General features: G+C 38.6%; 16 protein-coding genes. 1 reads left to right on the top strand and 15 read right to left on the bottom strand.

Annotated features, from left to right (window positions below):
• Positions 1–10: 10 nt before the first annotated feature.
• The 14 genes from gap to nth form a co-directional block, all read right to left on the bottom strand.
• Positions 11–1,021 (bottom strand): type I glyceraldehyde-3-phosphate dehydrogenase, encoded by a 1,011-nt coding sequence (gene gap / locus ACLRYO_RS01500; protein WP_004697289.1) that lies wholly within the window; start codon positions 1,019–1,021, stop codon positions 11–13.
• 67 nt (positions 1,022–1,088) lie between these two features.
• Positions 1,089–2,114, bottom strand: a complete 1,026-nt coding sequence (locus tag ACLRYO_RS01495; protein ID WP_004697235.1) for a sugar-binding transcriptional regulator — start codon at positions 2,112–2,114, stop codon at positions 1,089–1,091.
• Between the two features lie 239 nt (positions 2,115–2,353).
• Positions 2,354–2,980, bottom strand: coding sequence for a uracil phosphoribosyltransferase (gene upp / locus ACLRYO_RS01490; protein ID WP_004697164.1), 627 nt, complete (start codon positions 2,978–2,980; stop codon positions 2,354–2,356).
• 184 nt (positions 2,981–3,164) lie between these two features.
• On the bottom strand, positions 3,165–4,397 hold the full coding sequence (gene glyA / locus ACLRYO_RS01485) for a serine hydroxymethyltransferase (protein WP_004697326.1): 1,233 nt from the start codon (positions 4,395–4,397) through the stop codon (positions 3,165–3,167).
• 46 nt (positions 4,398–4,443) lie between these two features.
• Positions 4,444–4,881, bottom strand: a complete 438-nt coding sequence (rpiB, locus tag ACLRYO_RS01480) for a ribose 5-phosphate isomerase B (protein WP_004696955.1) — start codon at positions 4,879–4,881, stop codon at positions 4,444–4,446.
• An 11-nt stretch (positions 4,882–4,892) separates the two neighbouring features.
• The gene (locus ACLRYO_RS01475) at positions 4,893–5,339 is read right to left on the bottom strand and encodes a low molecular weight protein arginine phosphatase (RefSeq protein WP_004697098.1); all 447 of its coding nucleotides are present in this window, start codon (positions 5,337–5,339) and stop codon (positions 4,893–4,895) included.
• 112 nt (positions 5,340–5,451) lie between these two features.
• Positions 5,452–6,483: an L-threonylcarbamoyladenylate synthase gene (locus ACLRYO_RS01470; protein ID WP_004697150.1), complete on the bottom strand. Its 1,032-nt coding sequence runs from the start codon at positions 6,481–6,483 to the stop codon at positions 5,452–5,454.
• A 1-nt stretch (position 6,484) separates the two neighbouring features.
• Positions 6,485–7,354, bottom strand: a complete 870-nt coding sequence (gene prmC / locus ACLRYO_RS01465) for a peptide chain release factor N(5)-glutamine methyltransferase (protein ID WP_004697198.1) — start codon at positions 7,352–7,354, stop codon at positions 6,485–6,487.
• Entirely contained in the window at positions 7,347–8,429 is a 1,083-nt protein-coding gene (gene prfA / locus ACLRYO_RS01460) for a peptide chain release factor 1 (RefSeq protein ID WP_004697261.1), read from the bottom strand. Before prfA ends, prmC begins: the two co-directional genes overlap by 8 nt.
• A 2-nt stretch (positions 8,430–8,431) precedes the next feature.
• Positions 8,432–9,337, bottom strand: coding sequence for a DUF1385 domain-containing protein (locus ACLRYO_RS01455; RefSeq protein WP_008601206.1), 906 nt, complete (start codon positions 9,335–9,337; stop codon positions 8,432–8,434).
• Positions 9,338–9,394: 57 nt separating this feature from the next.
• On the bottom strand, positions 9,395–9,592 hold the full coding sequence (gene rpmE, locus ACLRYO_RS01450; protein ID WP_004696185.1) for a 50S ribosomal protein L31: 198 nt from the start codon (positions 9,590–9,592) through the stop codon (positions 9,395–9,397).
• Positions 9,593–9,671: 79 nt separating this feature from the next.
• On the bottom strand, positions 9,672–9,941 hold the full coding sequence (locus ACLRYO_RS01445; protein ID WP_004696187.1) for a YdbC family protein: 270 nt from the start codon (positions 9,939–9,941) through the stop codon (positions 9,672–9,674).
• 104 nt (positions 9,942–10,045) lie between these two features.
• A complete protein-coding gene (locus ACLRYO_RS01440) occupies positions 10,046–11,491 on the bottom strand; it encodes a hypothetical protein (protein WP_413084640.1) in 1,446 nt (481 codons plus the stop codon).
• Position 11,492: 1 nt separating this feature from the next.
• On the bottom strand, positions 11,493–12,128 hold the full coding sequence (gene nth, locus ACLRYO_RS01435; RefSeq protein ID WP_278618153.1) for an endonuclease III: 636 nt from the start codon (positions 12,126–12,128) through the stop codon (positions 11,493–11,495).
• 123 nt (positions 12,129–12,251) lie between these two features.
• Between nth and ACLRYO_RS01430 the strand changes: the two genes are divergently transcribed.
• Positions 12,252–12,521, top strand: a complete 270-nt coding sequence (locus ACLRYO_RS01430; RefSeq protein ID WP_278618154.1) for a DUF896 domain-containing protein — start codon at positions 12,252–12,254, stop codon at positions 12,519–12,521.
• A 129-nt stretch (positions 12,522–12,650) separates the two neighbouring features.
• Here the strand turns inward: ACLRYO_RS01430 and ACLRYO_RS01425 are convergent, their stop codons facing one another.
• On the bottom strand, positions 12,651–13,898 hold the full coding sequence (locus ACLRYO_RS01425) for an aminotransferase class I/II-fold pyridoxal phosphate-dependent enzyme (protein ID WP_278618155.1): 1,248 nt from the start codon (positions 13,896–13,898) through the stop codon (positions 12,651–12,653).
• Positions 13,899–14,040: the final 142 nt, after the last annotated feature.

Raw genomic sequence — 14,040 nt, 5'->3', positions numbered from 1 at the left:
AGCCTCCTGATTATAAGCCTTTGCTTGCTACAAATGCGGCCATGTCGATAAGACGTTCGGAATAACCCCATTCGTTGTCATACCAAGAAACAACTTTTACCATGTTGCCATCCATAACCATTGTCAAATCAGCATCAACAATGGAGCTACGAGGATCAGAGCTGAAATCACAGGATACCAATGGTACATCAGATACACCAAGAATACCTTTTAATTCACCAGCTGCTGCTTTGCGGAATGCTTCGTTGATTTCTTCTTTAGTAGCCGGTTTTTCAAGTTCGCAAACAAGATCTGTAGCAGATACGTCTGGAGTAGGAACGCGCAATGCAAAACCATCTAATTTACCTTTTAATTGAGGCAATACTTTAGCAACAGCTTTCGCTGCACCAGTTGTTGTAGGAATGATGGACATTGCTGCAGCACGAGCACGGCGAGGATCTTTATGACGTGCATCAAGAATTTTTTGGTCATTTGTGTAGGAATGAATTGTAGTCATCATACCGCGTTTGATACCGAATTCATCACATAATACTTTAGCAAATGGAGCCAAGCAATTTGTTGTACAAGATGCATTAGAGATAATGTGATGTTTTGCAGGATCATACATATCTTGGTTAACGCCCATAACCATAGTTAAGTCTTCGTTTTTACCAGGTGCAGAGATTAATACTTTTTTTACAGTAGGTTGATTCAAATGAACCTTTGCTTCCTCTGCATCACGGTATTTACCAGTACATTCCATAACAATTTCTACGCCTTCTTCAGACCAAGGTAATTTAGAAGCGTCGCGGTCATGGAATACACGGATTTTTTTACCATCAACATAGATATTTTCTTCATCAAATGTTACTTCATTAGGAATTGTACCGTGTACGGAATCGTATTTTAACAATAATGCAGTACCTTCATTATCACCAGTTGCATTAATTGCCACTACATCCACATCAGGATTATTAATCGCTGCGCGAACTACACATTTACCGATACGACCAAAACCGTTAATACCAACTTTTACTGCCATTGTTAGATCCTCCTAATAACAAAAATTCTAACCATATTCAAACTAAAATTTATAACTACTAATTCGCCTATAAGGCAGAAATTTGTAACAATTGACGCATACCTTCGGCTGCTTGCTCATCAATGATAAGTATCCCTTTCTGGCAAGCTCGCATCACACCTATAATAGCGCTCGCTTTTTCTTGTCCGCCAGCTACAGCAATAACATTGGGAACCTTTACTACATCGGGAAGTGATAAACCAATATTATTAGTAGAATAAATTAACTTACCCTCAATGTCACAATATTGGCCAAGTGCTTCACCTACCGCATGATTATCTACCAACTGCTTACGCACATCATCGGCAATATGGCGCTGATCCGCCATGCGCATTGCAGTACCAATACCAAATAATAGTACGTCAGTCCTACTAATGAGGTCTCCAATTTCTTTAATTTGTGGTTCACAAGTCATGAGCATATGTAATGAGTCTTGTGAAAGTCCATCAGGTAAATGGAGCATCTTATAGGAACCACTTAGTCGTTCAGCAAGCACCGAAGCAATTACATTAGCTTGGTATTCCACTACTTCACCAACGCCACCACGGGCTGGTACCACAGTAGGATTGAAAGGTAAGATAGGTATTTCTTCAGCTATTGCTGCCATGGTGCTACCGCCACTGATGGCTACTACTGCATTAGGTTTCAATAGGTCTTGCAATAACTTTGCCGCTGTAAAGCCTAACTTTTTAACCATCAAGGTTCCTTCTGTAGGTGTAATAACAACTCTATCGATATGAAGTGCTTCAGTCAATCGATGTTCTAACTCGTTAATACGATCTAGCTCATTTAAAAAATTTCGTAACTTTGGAACAATTGCATGTCCCTCATCAGTGAGAAAAATCCCTGGTTTATAAATGTCTACAAGACCATTAGCACGCATTAACTCAATATGACTTCTTACGGTTCGCTCTGGAAGATCCGTTGCGGTAGCTAATGTTCTACGGCCTATAGGCTCTTCATAAACAAGGTGGTTTAGTATTTTGTATCGCTCCTTCAATACGCTAACAATTTCAGGAACAATACGTTCACATATCATTAGAAATTCGTTCATCGGGTCCCTCCTTTACCCGTTGAGATTACATGAATCGTTTTTCGTCCCATGTGAACAAAATCCGTCCCACCTAAAATAAAAAAATACTTTTACACTTGTATTGTATACCTTATGTAATTTTTATTCAACCCTAAATAAGAGAAAACGACATACGCCTTAGATAATTTGTTATTATTTCAAATCTAATAATATGTCGTCATGTCCCCTTATTATATTCTAATATGTCGTTTTATTGTATTTTATTTTGTACCGAAGATACGGTCACCTGCATCCCCTAAGCCAGGCAAGATGTAACCATGATCATTAAGCTTTTCATCAAGTGCTGCTACATAAATAGGAACATCTGGATGTTCTTTATTTACTGCTTCTACCCCTTCAGGAGCAGCTACTAAGCACATTAATTTAATATGTTTAGCACCTTTTTCTTTTAGCAATGTAATTGCTGCGGCTGCACTACCACCAGTAGCAAGCATTGGATCAGTTACGATGAAGTCGCGTTCCCCTACGTCGGATGGTAGTTTACAGTAGTATTCTACTGGTTTCAAAGTTTCAGGGTCACGGTACAAACCGATATGACCAACTTTTGCAGTTGGAATTAAACTAAGCATACCATTTACCATACCTAGACCAGCGCGAAGAATTGGGATAATACCCAGTTTTTTACCTGCAATTCGTTTGCCAGTCATTTTAGTTAGTGGTGTTTCTACATCCACATCCTCAAGTGGTAAGTTGCGTGTAATTTCATACCCCATCAACATAGTAATTTCATCAAGTAGTTCTCTGAAATCTTTAGAGCCTGTTTGTACGTCACGCATCAATGTAACTTTGTGTTGAATCAATGGATGTGTCATAACATTAACTTTCATGACTGTCCTCCTATAAAACAATATACATATCCCATTCTAGCGATTAACTATTATATTTACTCTATCACAGATTAGAAAATCATGCCATAAAAATATTGAAAGGGATGTGCCAATGGCACACCCCTTTTACACTACCTATAAACTTATAGGACTATAAATATATATTTAATATTAGTACAATCGATTAGTACAATGGATACGCTTCACAAAGTGCAGCAACACGTTTACTAGCTTCTTCATGGACCGATTTATCCTCAGGATTTTTAAGAACCACTGCAATAATATCAGCAATTTCTTCCATATCTTTCACTTGCAAACCACGTGTTGTAAGAGCTGGCGTACCAAGGCGAATACCACTTGTTACAAATGGGCTAGCGGGATCAAATGGAATTGTATTTTTATTACATGTAATACCTACTTCATCGAGTAAGTGTTCAGCTTCTTTACCAGTTAAACCAGTATTACGAACATCTACAAGCATAACATGAGTATCTGTACCGCCAGAAACAATTGTTAAGCCCTTTTCTTGTAATGCTGCAGCCAACGCTTTTGCATTGTCGATAACTTGTTGTGCATACACTTTGAACTCAGGTTGTAAAGCTTCACCAAATGCTACAGCTTTAGCAGCGATAACATGCATCAAAGGACCACCTTGGATGCCAGGGAAGATGGCTTTATCGATTGCTTTAGCATACTTTTCTTTGCAAAGAATCATACCACCACGAGGGCCACGCAATGTTTTATGAGTTGTTGTAGTAACGATATCTGCATATTCCACAGGGTTTGGATGTAAACCAGCTGCTACAAGTCCAGCAAAGTGAGCCATATCTACCATGAAAATAGCATCTACTTCGTGTGCCACTTCAGCCATTTTCTTAAAGTCGATTTGACGGCTATAAGCACTACCACCAGCGATAATCAACTTAGGTTTTGCTTCCAATACAATTTTACGGAACTCATCGTAGTCGATTTGTTGTGTTTCAGCATCTACACCATAAGGTACTACATTGAAATATGTACCAGATACGTTAACTGGAGAACCATGAGTCAAATGACCGCCATGGGACAAGTTCATACCCACAATAGTATCACCTGGTTGTAATAATGCGAAATACACGCCAAAGTTTGCTTGAGAACCAGAGTGAGGTTGTACATTAGCATGTTCTGCACCGAACAGGCGTTTTGCACGTTCGATAGCCAATGTTTCAATAACATCAACATTTTCACAACCGCCATAATAGCGTTTACCAGGATACCCTTCTGCATATTTGTTAGTCAATACGCTACCTTGAGCTTCCATTACAGCTTGAGAAACAAAATTTTCAGAAGCAATCATTTCTAATTTATCGCGTTGGCGTGCTAACTCTTGGTTGATAACAGCTTGAATATTAGGGTCTTGTTTTTCTAAGAAACTCATGAGTATCCTCCTCATATAGAACAACTATCTATAAAGTAATGATGTATTATTTCTCTAATGCTTTTATTTTCTCTACACGACGTGCATGACGTCCACCTTCAAACTCAGTTTCCATAAAAATGGTTACAATATCGTTAGCAAGGCCTGGTCCAATAACGCGTTCACCCATAGTAAGGATGTTCGCATCATTATGTTCACGACATGCGTGAGCAGAAAATGTATCATGACAAAGAGCAGCGCGAATGCCCGCTATCTTATTTGCTGCAATACCGATACCGATACCTGTACCACAAATCAAAATACCGCGATCTGCTTGACCAGATACAACTGCATTTGCTACAGGTACTGCAATATCAGGATAGTCGCAAGACTCAGCTGAATAACAACCAAAATCCTCTACTTCATGTCCCAATGCACTCAATACTTCTTTAACAGATTCCTTCAGATTTAATCCGCCATGATCACAACCGATTGCAACTTTCATAATTTCATCTCCTACGCCTTCTGAGGCACTGATGTAAGACCGGCCTCTACTAAGTGATAAATTTGTTCCGCACATTGATTATATACGGTTTGGTCAGATCCATATGGGTCCGTAACATCACCATCTAGACCACCCCACTCGGAAATTGTTTTAATTTTACCTTCCTCAAAGGGGAATTGGCGAAGTAGTACAGATTTGTGATCTTTCGTCATACCAAGAATAAGATCTGCTGCATTTACGAGTTCCATCGTTAAGGGTCTCGATTCATGGTTGGAAATATCTGCAATGGAACGGACAGCTACTACGGCTTGTTCAGTTGGTTTTGCTCCATAAGCGGCAAATAAACCAGCTGATACAGTTGTAACATCCTTATGTTTCTCCGCTGCAAGGGCCCGTGTAATACCTTCAGCCATAGGGCTGCGGCAAGTGTTACCGGTACATACAAATAAAATATTCATAATAACATCCTTACTCAATCACATTTTGTGATTACTTTATACATTATAGCAAATCTATCCAATATGTAAAGACATTTTTCTATTATCAGTGGACATCTTTATGCTATTAAATTTACTTATAAATGATATGATGACTCGATGCTTTTTCCATTCGATTCATAATGGCAACACCGAAACCATCATCATCAACACCTTCTGCTAGGATTAGCGTAACATGATTTTCATTAAAATGTAATAGACTTTTATAAAAGTCGTGCCCCAATGCTAACGCATCTCCATGATGGCCAAAACAATGGCACATAAATCGTCCATCCTCTTTAATCAAGTTATACGTTTCATGACTTACCAAACACCCTATGGGACCTTCTATGCCTTCTGAAAGCTCTTTGAAAGTGTGTGCTACACCTTCTGGACTACCTACAACAACCGTCATAGGTGCATCAGGCGCATAATGCGTATACTTCATGCCAGGAGCCTTTGGTATAGTGGTTGCATTAACTAACGCAGTATCATACTCAACAGTAGACACCACACGTTCAAGCTGTGCTTTTGTAATTCCACCAGGTCTTAATATAATGACCTTATCATCATGGACTTCTACAACAGTAGACTCTACACCAATCGTACATGGACCAGCATCTAAGATATAGGAAATGCGACCATTCATATCATTATATACATCTTCTGCAGTAGTTGGACTTGGGCGCCCTGAAATATTGGCACTAGGTGCCGCTATAGGTATGCCTGCACGCTCTAATAATACTCGACATGCCTCATGATCAGGACACCGAAGCGCCACACGAGATAAACCACCTGTTGCACGATCTGGCACTAAATCAGATTTAGGCAATGTAATCGTTAATGGCCCTGGCCAGAATGTATCCATTAAGGCTTGCGCCGTAGCAGAAATTTCTGTTACCAAAGGTTTTATGCTTTCACTATTAGGAACATGCAAAATAAGTGGATTATCAGAAGGCCGTCCTTTGGCAGCATAGATTTTATCCATCGCCTCTGGATCTAGACCATTTGCACCTAATCCATATACAGTTTCTGTAGGAATAGACACCAATTCACCATTGCGCAAAGCACGGGCTAACGTATCTATATCTTGTTCTGATGGATTTGTAATGATTTTAGTATCCATATTAGCCCTCATATACAGCTGTCACTACCCGGTTATGACCACCGAGGTCAGCTATAAATTGAATATTCGAATATTGACCTGTTTCTTGCAATAAAGCACCTACCTCTTTTGCTTGGTCAAAGCCTACTTCAAACGCCACACGGCCATTAGCGTTTAAATAATTTCTACATTCTTTAGCTAAGATTCGATAAAATTGAAGCCCATCCTCTCCACCAAATAATGCAATATGAGGCTCATTTAATACATCTGGAGACAACATCTTTAAATCACCAGTTCGAATGTATGGAGGATTAGAAACAATAAGATCAAATTTCTCCTCTTTTCCATATAAAGTGGAGAACATATCTGATTCCATAAACTGTACTCGGTCAGCTAAATTAAAGGACTCACCATTTTCGCGTGCCACCGGTAAAGCATCTGTGGAGATATCTAAACCAACACCACTAGCATTTGGCAAATAATGTAATAGACTTAATAATATTGTCCCAGGGCCTGTGCATACATCAAGAATACGCACATTACTATCTTTTGGATAAGTACCTAGTACATGCTCAATCAAGGTTTCCGTATCAGGTCGTGGAATCAATACCTTATCATTCACCTTAAAGGTCAACCCCATAAAGTCCTTTTCCCCAATGATAGCCGCTACACAATGCCCCTTAGCCCGTTGTTGAACGAGAGGCCTAAAGGCATCGAGCTCGTCTTGAATAAGCGGTTGGTCATAATGGGTATATAGATAAATCCGATTTTTACCTAAAACGTGAGAAAGCAGTACTTCCCCATCAAGTCGAGGTGTATCCATCTCCTTGCTTTGAAAGTACTGCTCTGTCCACTGGAGAATACGACCGATTGTCCAAATCTCCTTATGCATTTGTATTAGCCTCCTGCATTTTTGCCGCTTGGTCTGCAGCATTTAAGGCTTGAATAATTTCATCAAGATCGCCATTTAAAATAGCATCTAATTTATATAATGTTAAATTAATACGATGATCTGTGACGCGACCTTGTGGGTAGTTATAGGTGCGAATACGTTCACTACGATCACCTGTGCCGACTTGACTCTTACGATCTGCAGCCATACTAGAAATGGCCTCTTGTTCAGCTTGATCCTGTAACTTAGCACGCAATACACGCATAGCTTTTTCACGGTTTTGTAATTGAGATCGTTGATCTTGACACGCTACAACGATACCAGATGGTAAGTGTGTAATACGAACAGCAGACTCAGTTTTATTGATATGCTGACCACCGGCACCACTCGCACGATATGTATCAATTTTTAAATCTTTTTCATTAACTTCAATATCAACATCTTCCATCTCTGGCAATACGGCTACTGTAACTGTAGATGTATGTACACGGCCTTGTGTTTCTGTAGCCGGTACACGTTGTACACGATGTACACCAGATTCAAATTTCATCTTAGAGTATACATTTTCACCATCCACAGAGAAAATAACCTCTTTAAAGCCACCAAGCTCTGGTTCATTAGCATCGATAATCTCACAACGCCAGCCTTGGCTTTCCGCATATTTTGTGTACATGCGAAACAAGTCACCTGCAAATAATGCAGCTTCATCACCGCCAGCGCCCCCGCGAATTTCGATGATAATATTTTTATCATCATTAGGATCCTTAGGCAATAATAGAACTTGCAACTTTTCTTCCAATTCCTCTTTTTGAGGTTTCAACTCTTTCAATTCCTCTTGTGCCATTTCGCGGAATTCTTCGTCCATGGATTTATCTTCAATAACTTCCATAGCTTCATCAATACCAGATAAAACTTTTTTGTAAGTACGGAACGTTTCAACGGTTTCAGATAATTGAGCATGTTGACGGGTCAATTTACGCCATTCATCTTGGCGAGCAATGACCTCTGGGTCACTAATGCGCTGCTCAAGATCCATAAATTTATCTTCAATAACTTGTAATTTATCAACTAACATGTTTATTCCTCTTCATATGCGTCACTCTCAGGCGGACGGACCTCTTCTAAAGCTCGTATAGCAACTTCAATTTGATCATCTTCTGGTTCACGCGTTGTCATATATTGTAACGCAAGACCTGGTTTAATAAGAGCTTTCACAAAAGAATGATCGCTACGTCCAGCAAGACGAATTACCTCGTACGCAATACCAGCTACTACAGGCATAAGGAGTACGCGGCTCACGATACGTTCCAACAAATTGGGCCAACCCAAGAAAGCAAATACAAAGATACTAACTACCATAACAATAAGTAAGAAATTTGTACCACATCGCGCATGCAAGCGACTTTGTTGGCGAACGTTTTCTACAGTTAAAGGCAAATCTAATTCATAAGTATGAATCGTTTTATGCTCTGCCCCATGATATTGGAAAACTCGTTGAATATCCTTCGTAAGACCAATCCCCCAAATATAAAGTAAGAAAAGTACTAAACGAATGACACCTTCAATGAGATTTAATACTATATGATTATCCTGTACACCAGGAATGAATTTTACGATAAATGTAGGCAATGCCAAAAACACAGCTATCGCAAATAGTGTAGAAATAACCATGGTAATGGCGATTTCACTATTAGACATTTCTTCCTCTTCATCGCCAGCAGCCTTAGCAGAGAAGGATAAAGCCTTCATGCCTATCACTAGAGATTCATAGAGAGCTACACAGCCACGAAGAAATGGTTTTTTCAATATTGGATATGTGTCAGCAATGGACTTTGTAGCCTCTTTTTGAACTACAATAGTTCCCGCAGGCTCACGTACGGCAGTTGCCGTATAGCCAGGGCCTCTCATCATGACACCTTCGATCACAGCCTGTCCTCCGACAAACTTTTTTATACGTTCTCTGTTCACAAGATCTCCTCTCATAAACAAATATAGGCAGAGCCAACAGCCCTGCCAATACATGTTACATTACAATACAAATTATTTGCCGTAACGTTTGTTAAATTGTTCAATACGACCACGAGCTTGAGCCGCACGTTGTTGACCAGTGAAGAACGGATGGCATTTGGAGCAAACGTCTACACGAAGGTCTTCTTTTACAGAGCCAGTTTTGAATGTGTTGCCACAACCGCAAGTTACTGTAGCTTCTTTATAGTCTGGATGAATACCTTGTTTCATTCTATACACCTCTTTCCAGCAATCAATATTATTCTTATAGATTATAGCATGACACCTGCACAAATGCAAGTAACCAATACTATTCCTTGGATGCTTGCTTTTCTTCAATAGCCTCAGCTAAAATAGCTTCCAAGTCGCTTTCGTTGAGGATGTCACGCAATGCAATAAGCTCCTCTAAAGAAAGGGTAATACCTTTTTTCATGCTTGTATATTCACTATCCCAAGCACGAAGATCAAACTTAGGATTGTATTTTCCCCAACTAGTACATGTTAATTGTTTTTTCCAACCATCTTTATCTTCAGATAAAGTACCAATAACCTTGAAGATTTCAAAATTAATAACTGCCATAGGTCCTCCTTTCTTACATATTCATATGCTATGTTTCGTATCTACTATATTTAGTAGTTTATATTTTTTAGGATACGATATATTTTAAACCAAAATTATATGATTTACAATTCTTTTTTATAGTCACTATAATCTTCAATATCAATAGAAGCTGTAGGTGGCATAACTTGTGCACCTAATGAATCTACGGTCTCTTTCCAACTCGTTGTAGCCTCCGTAACAGCCTTAATATATGCCTCGTCAGCAGCCTGTACAGATTCAATTAGTTGGGTCTCATCCTTTACATCTAATACGCGACGACGTACGCTACTAAGCATATAGCCAAAGGATTCATCTGTTTGAACGAGCATGGAGATTTCTTGAATCAATGTTTGACCCGTAGTGCTGCAGAAATAGGCATACCACATATATGCTAATTCAGCATCTGGGAGCATCCAGTACATATCATCTACAGGCGCTTCTGTCGCAATATCTACATCAATATGATCAGTATGACGTTTAAAAGTAAGAAAATAAGCTCCACTTTCAATAAGAGCAGTGCGACCTAATTCAGATACACGGCTATCAATGCAATAAATACCATCTTGACCTAAGGCTACGTCCGTTTGACTGCCGGGCAACAAAATAGAACGCAAGGACAAGCCATAATTTAATACCGTAAATACTGGCAATTGCGCAAATACGCCATGAGGTAATGGAATATAATTAATTGTTTTCCACTCATCCCCTACACGTTCACGAAGACCAACACGCATTTTTTTTACATCGTATTTACCATATACGATTTCATAAGCCCCTAATGGAGTCCATTCCCGTATAGCTTCTACTCGTTTTTGGTTCAAGAAAAATTGCAACGCCATATTATTTAAGCCCAATTGATTTTGTGCCATTGTAGCAGGTAAGAATAATTGAGCAGTCCCTTCTGGAACCAAGTTATGTAATCCGTTAGCGACCTCTTCCACAATATCTTCAGAGGATTGGAACATACCAACTGTGCCTGTAAAGATATGGTCAAAATAGCTACGATGAGGCCATTGATTAATGATTTGAGCCATTGGATATAAACGTGTCAAAATGCTATAACACACGGGAGATGCCGTATACAGAACGACTTTTTTATCTTCATAAGATTGAAGAATCTCTTCAACCATGCCTGCATATTCTTCTACATAAGCATACAGAACCAATTCTCCCGTTTTACTATGAGCTTCGATACTTTCACGAACAGGAGTTTCCCAAATAGTTCCTACATCTAGACCTTCTAAAATGCCTGTGTCACTAATAAAATCAAACAATTCCACTCTAAAGGATGGTCCATAAAGAGCTTGGAATGTATTCAAATCATATGGTACAGGACCAAAGGATTCTACTGTGGATTTTTCTGCTAACGCATATAAATCATCTGCCGTTACACCCCACTCACGGGAGCTAGCATTACTAGAAATCAATTGATCTAGCACTTTAAAACGCATTAACTCATTTACAATATCAATTCCCTCAATACCATGATTAGCACAAAGGGCAATAAATTCTTCGTTATTTACTTTCATATTAAACCTTTCCTGCAGAAGGACATAAATGATTTAAAAAACATTCATTACACAAAGGCTTACGAGCCTTACACAATCTACGGCCATGATAGATTAACCAATGGTGTGCAGCAGCCCAGTCCTTTTTTGGAATTGCCTTTTGTAACTTTTGTTCCATCTCTTCTGGCGTTTTCGCAATACCTAATTTTAATCGGTTTGACACGCGGAATACATGAGTATCTACCGCAATTGCAGGTGTACCAAACAAAACGGACACCACTACATTTGCTGTTTTACGACCCACACCAGGTAGTTCAACGAGCTGATCAAACTCACGAGGTACCTCTCCATGATATCGGTCAACTAAAATTTGACAGGTAGCAATTAAGTTTTTAGCCTTGGATTTATAAAGGCCGCAATCTTTAATAAGAGTCTCTAACTTAGTAACTCCAATTTCAAGCATTTTAGCAGGATGATTTAACTTAGGGAATAATCGTTTAGTAACAATATTAACCCGTTCATCCGTACACTGTGCAGATAGCACGACAGCCACTAATAATTCAAATTCATTTGTATAATCAAGGGCAGGTTTTGCATCAAAATAATGCTCTTGTAATAGTTTTAACTGCTCTGCCTTTATCGTTTTTGTTACACGCATACAGCTCTCCTTTCTCACCTGTGAAAGTACAGACGCGTACAACTTATATCTTACCATACGTATTCATTAAGTTCTATGTTATAATAAAACATGCTATTCTAATATAGAATACAGGAGGCGCATATGAGTAATATTAACGATACAATAAATCGAATAAACGAACTAGCTGCAAAGAAAAAATCTGGTCAAGAATTAACACCAGAAGAATTAGCAGAAAAAAAAGAACTATATGAAATCTACTTAAGCTTCATTCGAGGGCAAATTACAAGCACCTTAGACCGCGTTGAATTTATAGACCCAGAAACAGGTGAACGAACAGTTCCTAAACGAGCTCTCGAAGATTTGGCAAAAGAAGCTGATCAAGACATTAAAGAGCATAAGAATATTCACTAATGTAAGAAATAAACAAATTTGATTACATTACTAATATCCTTTTATATTTATTCAATCAAATTTATATCTACATACTAAAAACCACTTGATACATGTATCAAGTGGTTTTTAGTATAACTTACTTATCTATTATAATTTACCAAGACTTTTCATGGCATTATAAATTTTTTCAGCTAGACCTGTCATTTGACATTTAGGAATACCGCATGCTGCTATACGAATACCATTTGCTAATGCAATCACATAGATGTGCTCTTTTTTCAATTCTTCACAGATAGCATTCGCAGAGTCTGTAGGAATTGTAATAAAGAAGCCACCGCGGTAAGGTAACATGAGAAGTCCTACTTGTGCTGCTTCTTGTTTAAAGATATCAGCACGATCGCGAATTAATTGATAATAGCAATTGCGTTCAGCTTCATATTCCTTAAACTTAGCTGGATCAGCCACAATATTAGCCATTGTACGCATTGCGGGACGACAAATATTGGACCATGTGGCACGACTTGTAGATTTGTTAACTTCGAAAAACTCATCAGCTATTTCTTCATCGTCAGAGATTCCAATCATCGCACCAACGCGCTGACCATACATAGTGAATCCTTTAGATAAGCTATAACACACACAGGTGAGAATTTCTTTTGGTAAATGACTAAATTTATTGAAGAACGCACGTACCTCATCTTTTTCACCAGAGTAATCAAGATATGCTACATCAATACCAATAATCACATTATTTCGACCAATAGCAACTAAATCCTTCAGGAAATTAAGGATAGAATCCCAATCTTTATCCTCAATAGAGTAGCCGGTTGGGTTATTACCAGGTGTATTAAAGATAACAACCACATTTGTTTGTTTAGCCGCCAATTCGTTTACACGATTTTGGAATGCTTCATGATTAAAGTTATTATGTTCATCAAATAAGGAATACGTAACTAGTGTACGTCCAGTATCGCTACAAATAACACGGTATGCACCCCAGTACCAATCCGCTGTTAATACTTCATCGCCAGGCTCCGTATAGTTATGAATCAAATGATGAATGCCACCAGTGCCACCTGCGGTAGCAATGCTACGAATATGACCTTCTGGACGGAAATTTCCAAAACATTCTTTTTCAGCAGCACACAAAAAATCTGGAATACCCGCAATTGGTGCATAACCAACATGTTCAGAATCCGAAAGACTCAAATATTCTTCTTTAACGGTCTTAAGAAAAACTAAGTTTCCCTCTTCATCATGAATAGCACCCAACGTACCATTTACAACATTCTCACGGCCATTTTCTTTAGCATCAGCTTGAGCTTGACCAGCAGTTACGAAGATCACGTCTTTTAATTTTTTTCCTTTTGCATGCTTTGCAGCAACACTTGTCATAACTAGCACCATCCTATCTGAAATGAATATTACATATTTATCATACCTAAACTAATTTAAATATACAACGTATATTCAGTAAATATATTGTATACATAGAAGATTTAACTAACTATTAGTAACTCAACACTTATTAAATATA

The organism is Veillonella parvula (genome assembly GCF_047241225.1).
Lineage (GTDB): Bacteria > Bacillota > Negativicutes > Veillonellales > Veillonellaceae > Veillonella > Veillonella parvula_O.
Note: the sequence above shows the minus strand (reverse complement) of the source record. Positions and strands in the feature narration are given on the sequence as shown.

Excerpts from the sequence above, each read along its gene's own strand:
- gap (WP_004697289.1), bottom strand. The coding sequence starts at position 1,021 with ATGGCAGTAAAAGTTGGTATTAACGGTTTTGGTCGTATCGGTAAATGT.
- ACLRYO_RS01495 (WP_004697235.1), bottom strand. The coding sequence starts at position 2,114 with ATGAACGAATTTCTAATGATATGTGAACGTATTGTTCCTGAAATTGTT.
- upp (WP_004697164.1), bottom strand. The coding sequence starts at position 2,980 with ATGAAAGTTAATGTTATGACACATCCATTGATTCAACACAAAGTTACA.
- glyA (WP_004697326.1), bottom strand. The coding sequence starts at position 4,397 with ATGAGTTTCTTAGAAAAACAAGACCCTAATATTCAAGCTGTTATCAAC.
- rpiB (WP_004696955.1), bottom strand. The coding sequence starts at position 4,881 with ATGAAAGTTGCAATCGGTTGTGATCATGGCGGATTAAATCTGAAGGAA.
- ACLRYO_RS01475 (WP_004697098.1), bottom strand. The coding sequence starts at position 5,339 with ATGAATATTTTATTTGTATGTACCGGTAACACTTGCCGCAGCCCTATG.
- ACLRYO_RS01470 (WP_004697150.1), bottom strand. The coding sequence starts at position 6,483 with ATGGATACTAAAATCATTACAAATCCATCAGAACAAGATATAGATACG.
- prmC (WP_004697198.1), bottom strand. The coding sequence starts at position 7,354 with ATGCATAAGGAGATTTGGACAATCGGTCGTATTCTCCAGTGGACAGAG.
- prfA (WP_004697261.1), bottom strand. The coding sequence starts at position 8,429 with ATGTTAGTTGATAAATTACAAGTTATTGAAGATAAATTTATGGATCTT.
- ACLRYO_RS01455 (WP_008601206.1), bottom strand. The coding sequence starts at position 9,337 with ATGAGAGGAGATCTTGTGAACAGAGAACGTATAAAAAAGTTTGTCGGA.
- rpmE (WP_004696185.1), bottom strand. The coding sequence starts at position 9,592 with ATGAAACAAGGTATTCATCCAGACTATAAAGAAGCTACAGTAACTTGC.
- ACLRYO_RS01445 (WP_004696187.1), bottom strand. The coding sequence starts at position 9,941 with ATGGCAGTTATTAATTTTGAAATCTTCAAGGTTATTGGTACTTTATCT.
- ACLRYO_RS01440 (WP_413084640.1), bottom strand. The coding sequence starts at position 11,491 with ATGAAAGTAAATAACGAAGAATTTATTGCCCTTTGTGCTAATCATGGT.
- nth (WP_278618153.1), bottom strand. The coding sequence starts at position 12,128 with ATGCGTGTAACAAAAACGATAAAGGCAGAGCAGTTAAAACTATTACAA.
- ACLRYO_RS01430 (WP_278618154.1), top strand. The coding sequence starts at position 12,252 with ATGAGTAATATTAACGATACAATAAATCGAATAAACGAACTAGCTGCA.
- ACLRYO_RS01425 (WP_278618155.1), bottom strand. The coding sequence starts at position 13,898 with ATGACAAGTGTTGCTGCAAAGCATGCAAAAGGAAAAAAATTAAAAGAC.